This window comes from Flavobacterium sp. HJSW_4, from assembly GCF_042436695.1.
GTDB lineage: Bacteria > Bacteroidota > Bacteroidia > Flavobacteriales > Flavobacteriaceae > Flavobacterium.
The window spans coordinates 40,555-59,945 of the sequence record NZ_JBHNPP010000008.1; the positions used below are offsets into that span (position 1 = coordinate 40,555).

Genomic DNA, 19,391 nt, shown 5'->3' on the forward strand with positions numbered 1-19,391 from the left:
TGAATTACACTAATTCGATTCGTGGAAATTAGTGTAATTCGTGGCGAAAAAAATAAAAAAAAACTTAGTGTCTTAGCGCCTTCGTGGCAAAAACAAAATAAAAATGAAACTCAAAATATGCGGCATGAAATATCCAGAAAATATCCTCGAAGTAGGCGCGCTCCTACCCGATTATATGGGATTTATTTTCTGGGAAAAGTCCGCTAGATATTGCAATGGGAATGTTCCCGAACTGATAAAAACAATTAAAAAAGTAGGCATTTTTGTCAATCAAAGTCAGGAAGAAATTCTTGAAAAAGTTGAAAAATATAATTTACAAGCGGTTCAATTGCACGGAGAAGAATCAGTTGAATTTTGTTCAGCTTTAAAAGAAAAACTTCCAAAGAAAATTGAAATAATCAAAGTATTTTCTGCCGATGAAAATTTCGATTTTGAAGTCATAAAACCTTTTGAAGAAGTCGCAGATTATTTTCTGTTTGACACAAAAGGAAAACTTCCAGGCGGAAACGGAACAACTTTCGACTGGACGATATTAAAAAAATACAATTCGAAAAAGCCTTTCTTTTTAAGTGGCGGCATCGGAATGAACGAATTAAAAGCCATTGAAGAAATTTCAAAAACTAAATTGCCTATTTATGCTATCGATGTAAATAGTAAATTTGAAATCGAACCAGGGCTAAAAAATAGAAATCTATTAAGCAATTTCAAACGCAAATTTGATGTTGCCAACTTTTAAAATTTAAATAAAATGAGTTTTAACGTTAACGAAAAAGGATATTACGGAGAATTTGGAGGAGCTTACATCCCTGAAATGTTATATCCAAATGTAGAAGAATTACGTCAGAAATATTTAAGCATAATGGATGAACCTGATTTTAAAGCAGAATTCAACCAATTGCTGAAAGATTACGTTGGACGCCCTAGTCCTTTGTATTTTGCAAAACGTTTGTCTGAAAAATACAACACCAAAGTTTATCTAAAAAGAGAAGACTTAAACCATACTGGCGCGCACAAAGTAAACAATACCATCGGGCAAATTTTGCTTGCAAAACGTTTAAGCAAAAAAAGAATTATTGCCGAAACTGGAGCAGGGCAACATGGTGTGGCAACGGCGACAGTTTGTGCTTTAATGGGAATTGAATGCATCGTTTACATGGGCGAGATCGACATTGCACGTCAGGCGCCAAACGTGGCTCGTATGAAAATGTTAGGCGCAGAAGTTCGTCCAGCGCTGTCAGGTTCTAGAACTTTAAAAGATGCTACAAATGAAGCCATTCGCGATTGGATTAATAATCCTGTTGATACACATTATATAATTGGATCAGCAATTGGACCGCATCCTTATCCAGATATGGTAACTCGTTTTCAGAGTATTATTTCTGAGGAAATCAAATGGCAGTTAAAAGAAAAAGAAGGTCGTGAAAACCCAGATTACGTAGTGGCTTGTATTGGCGGAGGAAGTAATGCTGCTGGAACTTATTATCATTTCTTGCACGAACCTGAAGTTGGAATCATTGCAGTTGAAGCAGCAGGAAAAGGTGTTGATAGCGGACATAGCGCTGCAACAAGTAAATTAGGAAAAGTTGGTGTTATTCACGGTTGTAAAACCCTTTTAATGCAAACTCCAGACGGACAAATTACGGAACCGTATTCTATTTCAGCAGGTTTAGATTATCCTGGTGTTGGACCTTTACATGCACATTTAGCACAAACAGGAAGAGGAGAATTTTTCTCTGTTACCGATGACGATGCTATGAATGCTGGCCTTCAATTGACAAAATTAGAAGGAATCATTCCTGCAATAGAAAGTGCGCACGCTTTTGCAGTTTTAGATCAGAAGAAATTCAAACCGACAGATATTGTTGTAATTAGTCTTTCTGGTCGTGGCGATAAAGATTTAGATAATTATATAGATTACTTTAAATTGTAATAAAAGTTGTAATTTGGACCTTCGGATGAAGCAATCACAAACGCTAACAAATTAAGAGAAAATCATAATTATGGAACTATTATTCTCATACGGAACATTAAGATCAAAACAAATTCAGATGCAGATTTTTAATAAAGTTTTAAGCGGTAGTCCAGATCAAATACTGGGCTTCAAACTTAAAAGTTTACAAATTGAAGAAGAATTTGGAATGGCAGATTATGTCGTGGCGGTACCAAGTGAAAATTTGGAAGACGTTATACATGGTGCTGTTTTTGAAGTTTCAAATCCAGAATTGTTAAAAGTAGATCAATTCGAATCTAATTCATACAAAAGAGTTCAGGTCAAACTTCAATCAGGGAGAACGGCTTGGATTTATACCGAAAATAAATAATCAAAATGATTTTAGCGGCAGCGCAAACAAAACCTAAACGCGGAGATATATCTGCTAATTTACTGAATCACTATGAGCTTATTCAATTGGCTGCTCAAAACGGCGCTAGTTTAATTGCGTTTCCAGAATTATCTATTACGGGTTACGAAAGAGAAAATGCAGAAGCCTTAGTTTTTACAGAAGATGATTATAGAATTGATCATTTAAAAGAATTATCGGTTAGAAATAACATTGTCATTATAGCTGGAGCGCCAATTCGAATAGATTCGAAATTATTTATTGGCGAATTTATCATAGCTCCAGATGATTCGGTTTCTATTTATACGAAACAGTTTTTGCATGAAGGTGAAAGTGATTTTTTCGATTCAACATTCGATTACAATCCGATGTTAACTATTGAAAATCAAAATATTTCTTTTGCAATTTGTGCTGATATTGACAATCCGTTGCATCCTGAAAATGCGGCTAAAAATGATACTGATATTTATATTGCCAGTATTTTCTTTTCGCCAAACGGAATTCCAAATGCCTACAGCCATTTACAAAACTACGCTCAAAAGCACAAAATGAATGTTTTGATGTCTAATTTCAGCGGAGAATCTTGGGGATCGCCTTCTGCGGGACAAAGCGCATTTTGGAACAACAAAGGAGAATTAGTTGCCCAAATGAATGACTCTGATTCGGGATTATTGCTTGTTGAAAAACAAGGAGACGATTGGACGAGTAAGATTATCATTAATTAAAGTAAAAAATACCGAACAGTTTAAAAAACTTGTTGGGATAAAAAATATTAAAATGAACAGAATAACTCAAAAATTACAAGAAGATAAAAAGATACTTTCTATTTATTTTTCTGCCGGATATCCAAACTTAAATGATACGGTGCAGATTATTCAGGATTTAGAAAAAAACGGAGTGGATTTAATCGAAATCGGACTTCCTTTTAGTGATCCTTTAGCTGACGGACCAACGATTCAGGCGAGTTCTACGCAGGCGCTTCATAACGGAATGACAACTCAAATTCTTTTCGATCAGCTGAAGAACATTCGCGAAAGCGTAAAAATTCCGTTGATTATTATGGGATATTTTAATCCGATGTTACAATACGGAGTTGAAGCTTTTTGCCAAAAATGTGCTGAAATCGGAATTGACGGATTAATTATTCCAGATCTTCCTGTTGATGTTTACGCAGACGAATACAAAGCTATTTTTGAAAAATACGGTTTAATTAATGTGTTTTTAATTACGCCTCAAACTTCAGATGAAAGAATTCGTTTTATCGACAGCGTTTCAAACGGGTTTATTTATATGGTAAGTTCTGCAAGTGTTACAGGATCTCAAAGCGGTTTCGGAAATGTTCAAGAAGAATATTTTGAAAGAATATCAAATCTGAACTTGAAGAATCCTCAAATTGTTGGTTTCGGAATTTCAAATAAAGAGACTTTCAATCAGGCAACTAAATATGCTAAAGGTGCAATTATCGGAAGTGCTTTCATTAAACATTTAGCGGAAAACGGAAGCAGGAAAATTGCTGAGTTTGTTGGAGAAATTCGATAATTAAACGTAAATTACACGGTATCTAATTTTTAGAATCGTGTTATGCGTAAAAATTATTCAACAAAAGTACTTTTCATACTTATCTTAAACTTAATGTTTTGTTTGGTATATGCGCAAGAAAATGCAGCACCGCATATACCAACAAAACAAGATACATTAAACGGTTCTATTACTCCTGAAAGAATCTGGTGGGACATTCAACATTATGATCTCACAATAAAACCTGATTATAATACCAAAACAATATCAGGAAAAAATACAATTGAATATAATATCGTTAACAAAAATCATTCTGATTTAATGCAGATTGATCTTGTAGCTCCTCTAAAAATTGATAGTATTTTTCAGAGAGGAAAAAAGATAAATTATACCCAGAATGAAAACATCTGGTACGCAAAACTGCCTAAAAACCTACTCTCCAAGAAAAATCAGATTACAGTTTATTATTCTGGTAAACCAACAGAATCTATTAAACCACCTTGGGATGGAGGTTTAGTCTGGTCTAAAGATTCTTTAAACCGCCCGTGGATTTCTGTTGCTTGCCAATACAAAGGTGCAAGTTTGTGGTTTCCTTGTAAAAATGCTCTTTATGACGAACCCGATAAAGGAGCTAGAATAAATGTTATTGCTCCTGAAGGTTTAATGGCAGTTTCGAACGGACGTCTGCAATCAAAAATAAAAAATAGTGATAATACCTCAACCTATTCTTGGGAAGTTAAAAATCCGATTAATCATTACGGAATTACCTTTTATATTGGAAATTATGTCAACCTAAACGAAAGCTATAATGGCGAAAAAGGAAAACTAAGTATGGATTATTGGGTATTGGATTACAATAAACAAAAAGCTAAAAATCATATGATTCCAGAAGTTAATATAACTATGAAATCTCTTGAAAGCTGGTTTGGTCCCTACCCTTTTTATGAAGACGGATTTAAAATGGTTGAAGCCCCTTATATCGGAATGGAACATCAAAGTGCCATTGCTTATGGCAGTTCATACAAAAAAGGCACAAATAAAAAAGGAGGTGATATTTCGAATACTGGATGGGGTAAAAAAACAGATAAAATTATTGTCCATGAAATTGCTCACGAATGGTTTGGAAATAATATTACAGCGAACGACATTGCCGATCGATGGATTCAGGAAGGATTTGCCGGTTTGGCAGAAGAACTTGTAATAGCAGATTTATGCGGAAAACAAGCTGGCAATGAATTCATGAATGGAAGATTTAGAACTATAGAAAATGACAAACCTGTTATAGGCCGGTACGGAATAAATGAAGATGGCAGCAATGATAATTATGTAAAAGGTTGGTCTGTTATGCACATGATAAAAGCTATTTTAAATGATGATCATAAGTTTAAAGAAATTTTACGAGGATTAAATTTTGACCTTCATAATAAAGTTGTTTCATCTGCTGAAATTGAAACCTATATAAATAAAAAATCAGGCATCGATTTTACTAATTTATTCGATCAATATTTGAGAACTGTTAATGTACCTGTTTTTGAATACAATTATAAAAATGAAGAATTAAATTATCGTTATTCTAACTGTAACGATAATTTCTCAATGCCAATCAAAACAAATTTGACCAAAGAAAATTGGCTACATCCAACAACGTCATGGCAGTCTATAAAAGTAGAAAATACAAACACTACGCAAAATCTAAGGTTAGACATTAACTTTTATCTAAAGCTCTCGAAGCCCTAATAACATTAGTAATAAATGTATTTTTCGTCATAATGCAACTACACCGTTTTATGTTAATATTGTGTTAAAATAAAATTAAACAAGTGTTTAAATTAAACAAGTGTTTAATTTTGCATCCGATTAGAAACACTATCATGTCAAACATCGAATTAAACGATAAAAAAATTCAGATTCTTAACGTAGCTGAGACGCTATTTTCTGAGAAAGGATTTGAGGGTACATCGATACGAGATATTTCCAAAGAGGCAAAAATCAATATTGCCATGGTCTCGTATTATTTTGGTTCTAAAGAGAAGCTTTTAGAAGCTTTGATTTTTCATAAAACCGTTGATTTAAAACTACAACTCGAAAATTTATTGAAGGAAAATCTTCAACCCCTTGAAAAAGTCAATAAATTAATCGAAATTTACATTAACAGAATTTGCCTTAACAAAGGGATTTACAGGGTTTTACATTTTGAACTAAACAATAAAAAAAGAGAAAAAAGCCTGCAAGCTTTTACAGATCTTAAAAAAGGAAATTTAAAATCTGTTGAAAGCATTATCAAGCAAGGCCAAGCTCAAGGAGTTTTTAGAAAAGATATTAATATCCAACTGATTACGCCTACAATTATTGGAACCTTTTTTCACTTTCACATGAATCGCTCTTTCTTCGAAGAATTATTGGATTTAAAAACAGAAGAAATGTTTAACAATTACATTAAAAACGATCTTACAAAGCACATTCAACAAACTATAAAAGCGCTACTTGTTTATGAAAATTAGTCAATTAATGCTCTTTGGAGTTTTCTTTATCGGAATATCTTCAATAGAAGCACAAGAAAAAACAAGTTTAACCTTGGGCGAGGCCGTACAAATGGCTTGGGAAAAGAGTAACGAAGTTACGCTTGCCAATACTAAGGTAAACACAAAAATGTACGAATTAAAAACCGTAAAAAATAATCAGTACCCAGACCTTAAAATTTCTGGTCAATATCAGCGTCTTACAAAAGCATCGATTGATTTGCCAAATCAAGGTGAAAGTGCTTCATTAGCTTCTCCAGACAGAGCAATGATTGGAATGGCTAATTTAAGTCTTCCTATTTTTGCTGGATTTAAAATTCAAAGTAGCATAGATGCGTCTGAAGGGATGTATGAAGCAGAAACTGCTAATGCTGCAAAAACTAAAGAAGATGTAGCTTTAAAAGCAATCACTTATTACACAGCACTGTACAAAGCTCAAAAAACATTAGATGTTTTAAACGAAAATCAAAAAAGTGCTAAACAACGTGTTACTGATTTTACTGAGTTGGAGAAAAACGGAATTATTCCGAGAAATGATTTATTAAAAGCGCAATTATTAGTTTCTAAAACGCAATTATCTATCGATGAAGCTAATAATAATATTAATAACATCAATTACTACCTAACTACTTTGCTTAAATTAGATCCTAATGTAAAAATTGAGGTAAACGAGCAAGATTTCTTTAATTTGAAAACAAGCAATACTATAACATCTGATGCGGTTGCACTTGAAAGCAGAAAAGATTTAGAAGCAATAAGATTGCAAAGTAAAGCTTCTGAAGCTAATGTAAAAATTGCAAAAGCAGGATATTATCCAGCAATCTCATTACTTGGTGGTTACACAGCGTTGGATCTTAAAGATATCATAACTGTAAAATATGCTATGAATTTTGGAATCGGATTATCGTATGATTTATCAGGAATTCTAAAAAACAATGTGCACGTTAAAGAGGCAGAAAGCAGAGCTTTGGAAGTAAAAAATACTGAAGCTATTATGACTGACCGAATTAAAGTTGAAGTTCAAAAATCTATTGAAGATTATGACTTAGCAATCAACCAAAGTGTTGTTTATGACGAAGCGCTTCAACAGGCTGCAGAAAATTACAGATTAGTAAAAGATAAATTTGACAATGGTTTATCTGACACTAATGATTTGGTAGAAGCCGATGTAGAACATTTAAATGCCAAAATTCAAACTGCTTTATCTAAAGCAACAATTATTCAAAAATATTACGAATTACTTTCAGTATCAGGACAATTATCACAATCATTCAATCTTTCTAAAATATAATCGATAGCTCTCATGGAAAAGAAAAAGACAAATAAAAAATTCATCATCATACTAACCGTAATGGTTTTATTGGGAGGAACTTACGGAATATCAAAATATTTACACGGTCAAGCTCACGAAGAAACAGATGATGCTCAGATCGAGAAAAAAATGAATCCGATTATCCCAAGAGTATCAGGATATATCAGCAAAGTTTATGTGAAAGATAATGATTATGTAAAAAAAGGAGATACTTTATTTACTATCGACAAGAGAGATTATCAATTAAAGATTGATGAAGCTAACGCTGCATTATTAGGAGCTGAAGGTCAATACGAAGCTGCAAAAGCTGATATTGGAAGTGCTTATGCAAGTATTTCTGTTTCAGACGCTCAAATGAGATCTGCAAGCGGTTCTATCGAAAGTGCAAAAATTAGATTGAGACAGCTTACAAACGATTATAACCGTTACAATAACTTGTACAAAACTCATACTATTACAAAACAACAATATGAGCAAGCTTTATCAGCAAAAGAAGAAGCTGAAAACCAAGTACGTGTTTTAGAACAACAACAAAAAGCTACTTCTTACCAAAAATCTGTTATTCAGTCAAAATCTAAAGTTTCTGATAAACAAACAGAAGTTGCTGCAGCGAATATCAAAAAAGCAAAAACAATGCTTGATGTTGCTCATTTAAATCTTTCTTATACTGTAGTTACTGCTGCAATTGATGGTCAGGTTTCTAAAGTTGATATTCAGCCAGGACAATTGGTACAACCAGGACAATCTTTATTTTACATCATCAACAATAACGAAGCTTGGGTTGTAGCTAACTTTAAAGAGACACAATTGAACAAAATGGTTATTGGACAAAAAGTAAGCTTAAAAGTTGATGCTTATCCAAACTACGAATTCAAAGGAACTGTAACATCATTTTCTCCTGCAACAGGATCACGTTTTTCATTATTACCTCCTGATAACGCAACAGGAAACTTCGTAAAAACAATCCAAAGATTACCAGTAAAAATTAGTTTAGATCAATCAAACGATCCTGAAAAAGTAAAATTATTACGCCCAGGAATGAACGTTGATGTAGATGTACATGTAAAATAAATAAATGGCAACAGCAGTACAAGATGACGATTTAGTAGAATACGGTTTCAGACGTGTTGTCATTACGATTACGGCAGTACTTTGTGCATTGCTGGAAATTGTTGACACGACGATTGTAAACGTTGCACTAACAGACATGCGCGGAAGTCTTGGTGCTACCTTGACCGATGTTGCATGGGTAATTACAGCATACGCAATTGCGAATGTTATTGTAATTCCGATGACGAGCTGGCTATCGCAGCAATTTGGAAGACGAAATTATTTTGTGGCTTCAATCATAATATTTACAGTCTGTTCCTTCTTGTGTGGTAATGCTACAAATATATGGGAACTAGTGGCCTTCCGATTCGTACAAGGTATGGGTGGTGGAGCGCTTCTAGTAACAGCCCAAACGATTATTACAGAAAGTTACCCCGTAGCAAAACGTGGAATGGCGCAAGCGATTTACGGAATGGGTGTAATTGTTGGACCAACTCTTGGACCGCCTTTAGGAGGTTATTTGGTTGATAATTATTCTTGGCCGTATATTTTCTACATCAATATTCCGTTAGGAATTATTGCTACAATTTTGGCTTTAACTTTCGTTAGAAGTCCGAAATATGGAGAAAAATTAAAAGCAAATCAGGTTGACTGGTGGGGAATTATTTTGTTAAGTGCCTTTATTGGTTCTTTACAATTCGTACTAGAACACGGACAGCAAGACGACTGGTTTAACGATTCTTTGATCGTAACCCTAAGTGTCGTAACAGTTTTAGGATTGGTTTTATTTATATGGAGAGAGCTTACTTATAAACATCCAATCGTAAACTTAAGTGTTTTAAAAGACGGAAACTTAAGAATCGGAACCATAATGTGTTTCATCCTTGGTTTTGGTTTGTACGGTTCAACATTGATTATCCCGATTTACACGCAGTCGATTTTAGGATGGACCGCAACTGATGCCGGATTATTATTAATTCCTGGATCTATTACAACGGCGATTATGATGCCTTTTGTTGGAAATATGATTCAGAAAGGTGTACCACAAGGTTATATGGTTGGAGTTGGATTTTTAGTTTTCTTCTTCTTTACCTTTATGATGTACAGCCGAATGACGCCAGACACTGGAGTTGAACACATGTACTGGCCTTTAATTTTAAGAGGAATTGGTTTAGGATTACTTTTCGTGCCTATTACAACACTTTCTCTTTCTACTTTAAAAGGAAAACAAATTGGTGAAGGAGCAGCATTTACAGGAATGATGCGTCAGTTAGGCGGATCTTTTGGTATCGCTATCATTACTACTTTCATCACTCGTTTCAGCCAGTCGCATAGAGTAGATTTAATTAATAACCTAGATCCTGCCAAATTTGAAGTACAGCAGAGAGTTGCAGGAATGCAGCACGCCTTTATGGCAAAAGGATATAGCGCAGATGTTGCTTTGAAAAAAGCCTATCAAGCCATAGAATATTCAGTGATGAAGCAAAGTACGGTAATGGCTTACATGGATATATTCATGTATCTAGGAATAATGTTTTTATGTTGCATACCGATTATTCTCTTTATTAAAAAAGGGAAGAACAAAATTAGTGCAGCCGACGCAATGCATTAATGATAATAATAATTTTATAATACGCATAAACGCCGAATTCTTAATTGAATTCGGCGTTGTTTTTTATGATCGTTTTATTTTATAATCCGGACATATCACAGGGATTAGAAATCCCTGCCTACAATATATTTCGAGTCTACGATTCTAAAAACCTTTGAACCTTTGTTCCTTTGGCCCTTTGAACCTCAACAAAATTATCTTGTAAAAACTAAATGATTTCCTTTAGAAAGATTCGCATCAAACTGATACCCTTCATAATTAAAACCTTTTAAATCATCGATAGTTTCAGCGTTCGTATCGATAATATAACGAACCATCATTCCTCTAGCCTTTTTCGCAAAGAAACTGATCATTTTTAGTTTTCCGTCTTTATAATCTTTAAAATCTGGAGTAATCACAGGCACTTTCAAAGCTTTTACATCAACAGCAGAAAAATATTCGTTGCTTGCTAAATTCACAAACAACTCATCTTTTTTCAATTCTTTGTTTAATGCTTTTGTAACCGTTGGTTTCCAGAATTCGTGAAGGTTTTTAGATTCTGCAACTGGCATTTTAGTTCCCATTTCTAAACGATACGCTTGCATTAAATCAAGAGGTTTTAAAAGTCCGTAAAGACCTGATAATATTCGAAGTTTATCCTGCAGAACATCTAATTTTTCTAACGGAATTGAATACGCATCCAATCCTGTATAAACATCGCCATCAAAAGTATAAACTGCTGGGCGCGCATTTTCTGGAGTGAAAGGCGTTTTCCAATCCTGATTTCTTTTCCAGTTTAAATCAGCCAATTTTTCTGAAATCGACATTAATTCAGACAATTCCGCTGGCTTTTTTTCCTTAACTACTTTGTGAACCACTCTTGCTTCTTTTAAAAAAGACGGCTCTGTATATTGAGATGTTGGTAATTCTTTTTCGAAATTCAATGATTTCGCTGGAGATATAACAATTTTCATTTGTACATTTTTCTATGATTCAAAAATACAAATTGAAATTCTAAAAACAGATTATCGTAATTGATTTGTTCTATGAGCGTATATTTTTTTTTCTGCCACGAATTTCACGAATTACACTAATTTTTCTAGCCACAGATTTAAAGGATTAAAAATGTTTTTTTTATGTTTAAAAAACAATTCGTGTTGATTCGTGAAATTCGTGGTAAACCTTTTTTCAGTGCAATTCATATCGTTTTTGACGAATTTAAAATCCTTTTTAATCCTTTAAATCTGTGGCAGAAAAAATAAATTTGTGTTCATTCGTGTAATTCGTGGCAAACCTTTTCCAATTTTCACAAAAATCAACATCGAAAACTATTAAATTCTTCAAAAAAGTGATCGATAGATTATAATAGGCATTTTCTATGTTGTAAATTTGCGTGCATTTTATTTCGACTGAAATTCAAATTGCATTTTACTCAAAAATTAGTGAATTCGTGGCTATACAAACAAACTATAAAACTGCTTTACAAAACAAAATATTCGATATCATTTCGAAAGCTTCTCAGGAATTAAATGTTGACTCTTATGTGATCGGCGGATTTGTTCGTGATTTGCTTTTAAATCGAGGTTCTAAAAAAGATATCGACGTTGTAGCAGTTGGAAGCGGAATTGAATTAGCGCTTAAAGTTTCTGATTTACTTCCGAACAAACCAAAAGTTCAGGTTTTTAAAAGTTACGGAACAGCAATGCTCCGCTTTGAAGACACCGATATTGAATTTGTTGGCGCACGAAAAGAATCTTACAGCCGTGATAGCCGAAATCCGATTGTGGAAAATGGAACTTTACAAGATGATCAAAATCGTCGTGATTTTACGATCAATGCTTTTGCTTTGTCTTTAAATCAAAATAATTTCGGAGATCTTTTAGATCCTTTTAATGGTTTAACAGATTTAGAAAACAAAACAATTAAAACGCCTTTGGATCCAGATATTACATATTCTGATGATCCTTTGCGTATGCTTCGCGCGATTCGTTTTGCGACTCAATTGAATTTCGAAATAGAAGAAAATTCATTGAATGCGATCACAAAAAACGCAGAAAGAATCAAAATTATTTCTGGCGAAAGAATCGTTGACGAATTAAACAAAATCCTTATGACGGATAAGCCTTCAACTGGATTTTTACTTTTATACAAAACAGGACTTTTGGATATCATTTTACCTGAATTAACAGCATTGAATCAGGTAGAAGAAATTGAAGGTCATACACATAAAAACAATTTTTACCACACACTGGAAGTGGTTGACAACATCTGTCCAAATACAGACGATGTTTGGTTAAGATGGTCAGCTTTGTTACACGATATTGGAAAAGCGCCAACAAAGCGTTTTGCTAAAAAACAAGGATGGACTTTTCACGGTCATGAATTTCTTGGCGGAAAAATGGCTAAGAAAATCTTCGAACGTTTGCATATGCCTTTAAACCATAAAATGAAATTCGTTCAGAAAATGGTTATCATGAGTTCGCGTCCAATTGTTTTGGCTGACGATATTGTGACTGACAGTGCGGTTCGTCGTTTGGTTTTTGATGCTGGCGAAGATGTTGAAAATTTAATGACTTTATGTGAAGCGGATATCACAACCAAAAATCCTGCGAAATTTAAAAAGTATCATAAAAACTTCGAGCTTGTTCGCAAGAAAATCGTTGAAGTTGAAGAACGCGATCATGTTCGTAATTTCCAACCACCAATTACTGGAGAAGAAATTATGGAAATGTTTGATTTGAAGCCTTCACGCGAAATTGGGATTTTAAAAGAAGCCGTAAAAGAAGCTATTTTAGAAGGAGATATTCCAAATGAATATCAAGCGGCTTACGATTTTGTGATTAAAAGAGCTGAGAAATTAGGCTTAAAAAAAGTTGAGAAATAAGTATTATTTAATAAAATGAAAAAAGAAAATAAATCAGTAATCATTTGGTTACTATCGGGTTGTGTTTTATTATTTTTAATGGTTGTCGTAGGCGGCATCACACGTTTAACCAATTCAGGTTTATCGATGACCGACTGGCATTTGGTAACCGACACCTTCCCTCCTTTAACTGAGGCAAAGTGGCAGGCTGCTTTTGACGAATACAAGAAGTTTCCAGAGTACCAAAAAATCAACATTCACAACGATTTTCAATTAGCAGATTATAAGTTTATTTATTTCTGGGAATGGTTTCACCGTTTCATCGGTCGTATTATTGGTTTGGTTTTCTTTGTGCCGTTTGTTTATTTTTTAGCTAAAAAGAAATTAGATACAGATACCATCAAAAAATGCATTGTTCTTTTGGCAATGGGAGCTTTCCAAGGATTTTTAGGATGGTTCATGGTAAGAAGCGGATTAATTGACAATCCAGATGTGAGCCACTTCAGACTTTCATTACACTTAACTTTTGCATTCATCACTTTCGCTTACACGCTTTGGGTTGCATTAGATTTAATTTATCCAGAGAGAAATATCAACAAGATTTTACCGCTTCGCACAATTGCAAGATATGCTTTAGCTGCTTTATTAATCCAGATTATTTACGGTGGATTTGTTGCAGGATTGAATGCAGGATTAATTCACAATCATTGGCCTTTGATGAGCGACGGGGAATTTATTCACGAATCGGTTTTTATTGAGCAATCTTCTTTAGTGAAAAATTTAATTGAAGGAAAAAGCGGTGTTCAATTTGTACACAGAACTTTTGCTTATGTGGTTGTTGCAATTATTCTTTTCCTTTTCTTCAAAAGCAAAAAATATACGCTTACACATACGCAAGCAAACGGAATCAAAACTTTAGTTGTTTTTGTTTTCATTCAGTTTTTACTTGGCGTTTTCACTTTATTATACAGTGTGCCATTGGCTTTAGGATTAATTCACCAGATTATGGCATTTTTCCTTTTGAGCGCTATGACGTACACTTTGCATAGATTGAGCAAATAATCAAAAGATTTTAGATAAAAAAAAGGGGCGAAAATTTTCGTCCCTTTTTTATTTATATGTCGCACATGAAGATGAAGCTCTTTCTTCTCACATCTTTCTTCTTCCTTCCAAAAAAAAACTATCCCAGCCAACTCTTAAAATCCTGAACTTTTTCTCGACTCACAATTACCTCATCTTCTTTGTAAGTAGGTAAAATCACTTTTAAACGAGAATTAGTATAAACCTGAATTTCTTTAATTGCTTTTAACGGAACAATAAATTTTCTGCTTACGCGAAAGAAATCCTTCTTATCGAGTTCTTGTTCTAAAATCTCTAAAGTCGAATCAATCAAATAATCACGATTGTCGTAAGTATGAATGTAAGTACCTTTGTTTTCACTAAAAAAACATTCGATCTCTTCTGTTGTAATTACTTTTAAGTGCTGACCAATTTTAACCGTAAATCTCTTTTTATAGGTTTTCTCAAAAGGATTGGAAAGCATCTGGCGAATCTGTTCAAAATCCAATTGCAGGTTTGAAGTTTCGGCTGCAGCTTTTGGAAGACGCGATCTATATTTTGAAACCGCTGTTTCCAGATCATCTTCGTCAATTGGTTTTAAAAGATAATCGATGCTGTTTAATTTGAACGCTTTTAACGCGTATTCATCATAAGCTGTTGTAAAAATGATGGCGCTTTTTATGTCTATTTTTTCAAAAATTTCAAAAGACAAACCATCTGATAACTGAATATCCAGAAAAATCAAATCAGGATGCGGATTGTTTTCAAACCATTCAACTGATTCTTCAACAGAATGAAGCATTGTTTCTACGGTTACATCTAACTTTTCAAGCTTTCTTTGCAGTAATCTTGCCGCTGGTTTTTCGTCTTCTATAATTAATGTGATCATTTACTATATTGTAAAAAATTGAAAAATGTTAATCTGTAAGTTGAAATTATTTTAAACACATAGAAACATAGCATTTTAGGAATCTACTAAAGGCGTTTCACTAAGAATATCCTATGTGTTAAAGCTTGATTTTTTTACTCTTTAACAGAAGTAATAAAAATCTATGTTTCTATGTGTTAAAATTAAATTGCTCAATTTCACCCCAATGAGCAAAATATGAATTCAAATTTACTCCCATTTATTTTTATTTGCGGCTTCTTTCTCCATATATTTCTGAATTTTTCTCTTTTCCCAATCTTGACCGAAAAAGATATTAGAACCAAAAACAGACAATCCGTGCGCTAGCAAACCGATTCCCCAGAAAAATGCAGTCGAATAAGTATGCCATTCTGTTAAACCGCTAAAATCTAAACCTCCTTTAAAACTATCTCGAGTTATACTAGATACAATAATGATGATATTTATGATAATGTAAACTTTGAGATGCGAATAAAACCCTTTCAGTTTCTTTACTTTTCTATAAGCTGCGTTATAATTTTCATCATTCGTATATTCTGCGAAATGCTGACTTGTATAGTCCTCATACATATTTCTTCTAAAACGTCCCATAATTTTATTTTAAATTATTCCCACTTGTTTTTATTCTGTTTTTCCTTTTCCATAAATTCTTGGATTTTCCTTTCTTCCCATTCTTTTCCCATTCCTGGAAAAACTTCAAAGACTTTTAATCCGTGAAAAATAAGACCAACGCCCCACCACAACAATGGCCAGAAAAACCATAAATAACTTGGCGATGTATATAAATTGATAAAAATTAAAATCGCATTTACTAATACGAAAGCCAGAAGATTTCCGTAAAATCCTTTAATTTTTTCTACCTTTTTTTTGGCTTGGATATATTTTTCTTCTTCGCTTAAATTCCTTTCCATGATTATTCCCATTTTTGTTTTTTATATTTTTTTTCTAAAATGCTTCTTAGTTTTCGCTCTTCCCATTGCTGGCCAAAAATTTTATACGAAGCAAACAAATCGATTGCAGAACCTACAATTACAGCTGTCCAAATAATTACAATTACCCAATTAATATATTTTATTGGAAAAAATTGTAATGGCAAATTGGTATATTCCTTTAAAAGAAAAACAATTAATGCAATTATGTAAACGAACAAATGTTTGTAAAAAGACTTAAGCTGAATTACTTTTTTACTTGCCAATTCATGCAGCATTGTTTGTTCTTGATCGTTATTCAAATTTGTTTCCATGATTACTTTCTAATCGTTCTTTATTTTCTTTTTCTAGAATTTCTCTGATTTTTTTATTTTCCCATTCCTTATTAAAGAAAGGCGAAAGGCTAAAAACCTTTAATCCGTGTAAAACAATTGCAATTCCCCAACCCATTACAGACCAGATCCACCATAAATATTCTGGAGAAGTCATGTAATTAACCACAATCACAATCGGGTTACATAAAACGTACACAGTCAGATGCTCGTAAAATCCTCTTATGTCTTTTACTTTTTTCTGAGCGTCATAATAACGATCTGCTTCTGTGAAATTATTTTCCATTATTTCCACGTTTTTTGGTTGTTGTCTTTCTCTAAAATCTCTCGAATTTTTCTTTCTTCCCAATCTGAACTGTATCCAAAAACTTTAAAAGCATGCATGGCAACTCCAAATCCCCAACCTAAAGCTGAAAACCAAAACCATTGAAATCCTGGTGAAAATTTTAGATTGATAAAAACCAAAAACGGAATCACACAACAATATGAAATTATATTTCCATAAAATCCTTTCAGTTCTTCTACCCTTTTTTTGGCTCTATAATAAGCTTTCGCTTCGTCTGTATATTCTGCACTCATGTCCATAACCGTAATTTGTTTGGTTAAAATTGGAATTCTAACAGTGAAATTCTTTTCATCTTCCTCAATTTTCACTTTTCTATCTGTTATAATTCCGTATCTGTTTACAATATTCTGCAGTCCGACACCTTGTCTGTCCTGCAAAACTTCTTTTTTCTGAAGATCATTCTGAATCGCCAGATAATCTTTATCAACAAATATTCTAATATGAAGCGGTTTTTGTTCGCTTACAACATTGTGTTTTACTGTATTCTCAAGCAAAAGCTGTAAAGAAAGCGGCACCACTTTGGCTTCTGGATTGATATTTTCTTTTGGCAATTCGTAAAACAAACTATTTTCGAAACGCATTTTCAGCAGATTCATATAGGTTTTTGCAAATGACAATTCGTCTTCAACCGAAACCAATTCTTTATCTTTTTGTTCTAAAACATAGCGGTAAATTTTAGATAACGAAGTTGTAAATCGCTGTGCATTATCTGGATTTTCTTCTATTAAAGAACTCAAAACATTTAAACTATTAAAAAGAAAATGCGGATCAATCTGATTTTTTAAACTTTCGAATTTGGCATTTGCCGTCCCCGCGATAATCTTTTGCTGTGTAACCTTGTTTTCCTGATAAAGCTTATAAAAATTAAGTCCGTGAAAAAACAGCAACACAATAAAAGTCATTACCGCAGATTCTATATAATTTTCTGCTTTTTCATTGGCTAGAAAACCTATAATTGTTTTGTTCTCGATTATTATACTTGTAAACAAACGCAATATTCCAATTACGATCATCGACAGAAAAAATGAACTTACAAAACCAATTAAAATCCTCCTTAAAGAATACGGATTTGATCTGAAAACTCTATCTAAAAAATCAAAAAGAACGACATTTACGATATATAAAACCACACTGTAAAGCATGCAGTACAAGAAATAAATAGAAAGATTCTTAGTAAAAACTGCTGTTCCTATAGAAGCAAATCGAATTAGAAAAGAAAATAAAAATACTATTCCTCCAACTAAACATGCCTTTAACAAATTGGGTTTTAATATCATGATGGCTTATAGCTATTAAATTATTTACAAGTTTTTTGAATTTCTAACGCTCTGTCTAATCCCCATTTTGGAGCATAAGGCGTTGCTGGTTTAAAATTATTAAAAAGTTCAATAGATTTATCAACTTGTGCACATAAAGGTTTTGTATCAACTCCTGTCCATTTTGCACCGCCTAATTGGTAATCTGCTTCACCAAAAACTGCTCTCGGATTATTTGGGTCTAATGCTTTAGCTTTCGCGTAAGCTTCCATTACTTTACCAGAATATTTCATTCCGTTTGTCATTGGATCAGCTACAACATATCCTGTGTAAATTAAAGCCTGCATTACATACAATTCAGAATTGGCTTGGTCTTTAATCAATTCTACATCTAAAGCATCTTGCGCTTTTGTCAATAACAAATCGATTTTTGTTTTGTCTTTTTCAGTAAATACTGCCGTCGCGTTGATCAAAGCTACATAATAATTTGGCAAATAACTGTTTTTTTCGGCCGCAGCAATTCTTTCAAATAAAGCAGAAGCTTCTGTATTTTTTCCTTCTTTCCAAAGTCCGAACGCTTTGTTCATTCCTTGTTCAAATTGTGTTTGCGCTGAACCTATTACTACTACAAATAATGCGATTAAAGTGATGATTTTTTTCATTTTATAAGTTATTTAATGGTTTGTTTATTGGATGAGTTATTTATTAAAATGTAATTTGAATTTTTGAATCTTTACTGACATTAAATTTAGCGTCGGCATAAGAAGGAGGCCCCATAAATCCTTTTGCATTGTTTGAAGCCGCATATTCTTCTGACGGAATTCCCATTGCATTTCGATCTAATTTTCCGTTGCTATTTTCGTCATGATAAGTTGAAATCGCATATTCTCCTGCCGGAAGATTATCGAAAGTGACAACCGCTTGATTGTTTTTAATTTCTGAAGCAAGGCTTTTGTAAGTTGTTTTAAGAAACGTTCCGTCTGAATTATATAATCCTACTTTAACAACTCCTGTATCATTTTTCAATCCTGAAACAGCAACCGTTAATTTTGCGTTTTGAGCAGACATTAAGCTGCAGATAAATAAAATAGTTATGGTAATAATTTTGGTCATGATTTCTTTTTTTTAAAGGTTCGTTTTTTAGGTTCAGAGTGTCAAAGGTTTTATTTTCTAATTATTAAGATTCTAAACTTTGAACCTTTGCATCTCTGAACCTCTGTTCCTTTTAATCTACACTTCAAAAGTATGCTGGTTTTTAGTCTTTTAAAACTAAATGATACTGAGTTGTTGATTTTGGTTACTGAATTGTTTCTTTTTGAGGAGCAAAGGTTCAGAGGAACAAAGCGACAAAGGTTTTCTTGTATTTCTCA

At 33.2% G+C, this 19,391-nt stretch carries 21 protein-coding genes; 12 read left to right on the top strand and 9 right to left on the bottom strand.

Features of this window, described 5'->3' with window-relative positions:
• Window positions 1-103: 103 nt before the first annotated feature.
• The 10 genes from ACE01P_RS09665 (at window position 104) to ACE01P_RS09710 (ending at window position 10,350) form a co-directional block, all read left to right on the top strand.
• Window positions 104-736, top strand: coding sequence for a phosphoribosylanthranilate isomerase (locus tag ACE01P_RS09665; RefSeq protein ID WP_379696797.1), 633 nt, complete (start codon window positions 104-106; stop codon window positions 734-736).
• 12 nt (window positions 737-748) lie between these two features.
• A complete protein-coding gene (trpB, locus tag ACE01P_RS09670; protein WP_379696800.1) occupies window positions 749-1,930 on the top strand; it encodes a tryptophan synthase subunit beta in 1,182 nt (393 codons plus the stop codon).
• A gap of 70 nt (window positions 1,931-2,000) precedes the next feature.
• Window positions 2,001-2,321 carry a gamma-glutamylcyclotransferase family protein gene (locus ACE01P_RS09675; protein ID WP_379696803.1) on the top strand — a complete coding sequence of 107 codons (321 nt, stop codon included), beginning with the start codon at window positions 2,001-2,003 and terminating at the stop codon, window positions 2,319-2,321.
• A gap of 5 nt (window positions 2,322-2,326) precedes the next feature.
• On the top strand, window positions 2,327-3,064 hold the full coding sequence (locus ACE01P_RS09680; protein ID WP_379696806.1) for a carbon-nitrogen hydrolase family protein: 738 nt from the start codon (window positions 2,327-2,329) through the stop codon (window positions 3,062-3,064).
• A 52-nt stretch (window positions 3,065-3,116) separates the two neighbouring features.
• A complete protein-coding gene (gene trpA, locus ACE01P_RS09685; RefSeq protein ID WP_379696808.1) occupies window positions 3,117-3,878 on the top strand; it encodes a tryptophan synthase subunit alpha in 762 nt (253 codons plus the stop codon).
• Window positions 3,879-3,971: 93 nt separating this feature from the next.
• Complete coding sequence (locus ACE01P_RS09690; RefSeq protein WP_379696810.1) at window positions 3,972-5,594, top strand: M1 family metallopeptidase; 1,623 nt, start codon at window positions 3,972-3,974, stop codon at window positions 5,592-5,594.
• A 134-nt stretch (window positions 5,595-5,728) separates the two neighbouring features.
• Window positions 5,729-6,358, top strand: a complete 630-nt coding sequence (locus ACE01P_RS09695) for a TetR/AcrR family transcriptional regulator (RefSeq protein WP_379696813.1) — start codon at window positions 5,729-5,731, stop codon at window positions 6,356-6,358.
• Window positions 6,348-7,667: a TolC family protein gene (locus ACE01P_RS09700; RefSeq protein ID WP_379696815.1), complete on the top strand. Its 1,320-nt coding sequence runs from the start codon at window positions 6,348-6,350 to the stop codon at window positions 7,665-7,667. Before ACE01P_RS09695 ends, ACE01P_RS09700 begins: the two co-directional genes overlap by 11 nt.
• A gap of 12 nt (window positions 7,668-7,679) precedes the next feature.
• Entirely contained in the window at window positions 7,680-8,759 is a 1,080-nt protein-coding gene (locus ACE01P_RS09705; RefSeq protein ID WP_379696818.1) for an HlyD family secretion protein, read from the top strand.
• Between the two features lie 4 nt (window positions 8,760-8,763).
• On the top strand, window positions 8,764-10,350 hold the full coding sequence (locus ACE01P_RS09710) for an MDR family MFS transporter (RefSeq protein WP_379696821.1): 1,587 nt from the start codon (window positions 8,764-8,766) through the stop codon (window positions 10,348-10,350).
• Between the two features lie 194 nt (window positions 10,351-10,544).
• On the opposite strand, the gene yaaA is transcribed toward ACE01P_RS09710, so the two are convergent.
• Window positions 10,545-11,303: a peroxide stress protein YaaA gene (gene yaaA / locus ACE01P_RS09715; RefSeq protein WP_379696824.1), complete on the bottom strand. Its 759-nt coding sequence runs from the start codon at window positions 11,301-11,303 to the stop codon at window positions 10,545-10,547.
• A 476-nt stretch (window positions 11,304-11,779) separates the two neighbouring features.
• Here yaaA and ACE01P_RS09720 point away from each other — a divergent pair, with 476 nt between their 5' ends.
• Both ACE01P_RS09720 and ACE01P_RS09725 read left to right on the top strand, forming a co-directional pair.
• Window positions 11,780-13,213, top strand: coding sequence for a CCA tRNA nucleotidyltransferase (locus tag ACE01P_RS09720; RefSeq protein ID WP_379696827.1), 1,434 nt, complete (start codon window positions 11,780-11,782; stop codon window positions 13,211-13,213).
• 15 nt (window positions 13,214-13,228) lie between these two features.
• The gene (locus ACE01P_RS09725; protein ID WP_379696830.1) at window positions 13,229-14,254 is read left to right on the top strand and encodes a COX15/CtaA family protein; all 1,026 of its coding nucleotides are present in this window, start codon (window positions 13,229-13,231) and stop codon (window positions 14,252-14,254) included.
• 118 nt (window positions 14,255-14,372) lie between these two features.
• On the opposite strand, the gene ACE01P_RS09730 is transcribed toward ACE01P_RS09725, so the two are convergent.
• From ACE01P_RS09730 to ACE01P_RS09765, 8 genes are all read right to left on the bottom strand, one after another.
• A complete protein-coding gene (locus ACE01P_RS09730) occupies window positions 14,373-15,140 on the bottom strand; it encodes a LytR/AlgR family response regulator transcription factor (protein ID WP_379696832.1) in 768 nt (255 codons plus the stop codon).
• A gap of 228 nt (window positions 15,141-15,368) precedes the next feature.
• On the bottom strand, window positions 15,369-15,749 hold the full coding sequence (locus ACE01P_RS09735; protein WP_379696835.1) for a 2TM domain-containing protein: 381 nt from the start codon (window positions 15,747-15,749) through the stop codon (window positions 15,369-15,371).
• Between the two features lie 14 nt (window positions 15,750-15,763).
• Complete coding sequence (locus tag ACE01P_RS09740; protein ID WP_379696838.1) at window positions 15,764-16,069, bottom strand: 2TM domain-containing protein; 306 nt, start codon at window positions 16,067-16,069, stop codon at window positions 15,764-15,766.
• A 2-nt stretch (window positions 16,070-16,071) separates the two neighbouring features.
• The gene (locus ACE01P_RS09745; protein ID WP_379696840.1) at window positions 16,072-16,401 is read right to left on the bottom strand and encodes a 2TM domain-containing protein; all 330 of its coding nucleotides are present in this window, start codon (window positions 16,399-16,401) and stop codon (window positions 16,072-16,074) included.
• Entirely contained in the window at window positions 16,382-16,705 is a 324-nt protein-coding gene (locus ACE01P_RS09750) for a 2TM domain-containing protein (protein WP_379696843.1), read from the bottom strand. The genes ACE01P_RS09745 and ACE01P_RS09750 overlap by 20 nt, the downstream gene beginning before the upstream one ends.
• Window positions 16,705-18,042: a 2TM domain-containing protein gene (locus ACE01P_RS09755; protein ID WP_379696845.1), complete on the bottom strand. Its 1,338-nt coding sequence runs from the start codon at window positions 18,040-18,042 to the stop codon at window positions 16,705-16,707. Before ACE01P_RS09755 ends, ACE01P_RS09750 begins: the two co-directional genes overlap by 1 nt.
• A 20-nt stretch (window positions 18,043-18,062) precedes the next feature.
• Window positions 18,063-18,683 (bottom strand): hypothetical protein, encoded by a 621-nt coding sequence (locus tag ACE01P_RS09760; RefSeq protein ID WP_379696847.1) that lies wholly within the window; start codon window positions 18,681-18,683, stop codon window positions 18,063-18,065.
• 43 nt (window positions 18,684-18,726) lie between these two features.
• Window positions 18,727-19,134: a DUF2141 domain-containing protein gene (locus tag ACE01P_RS09765; protein ID WP_379696850.1), complete on the bottom strand. Its 408-nt coding sequence runs from the start codon at window positions 19,132-19,134 to the stop codon at window positions 18,727-18,729.
• Window positions 19,135-19,391: the final 257 nt, after the last annotated feature.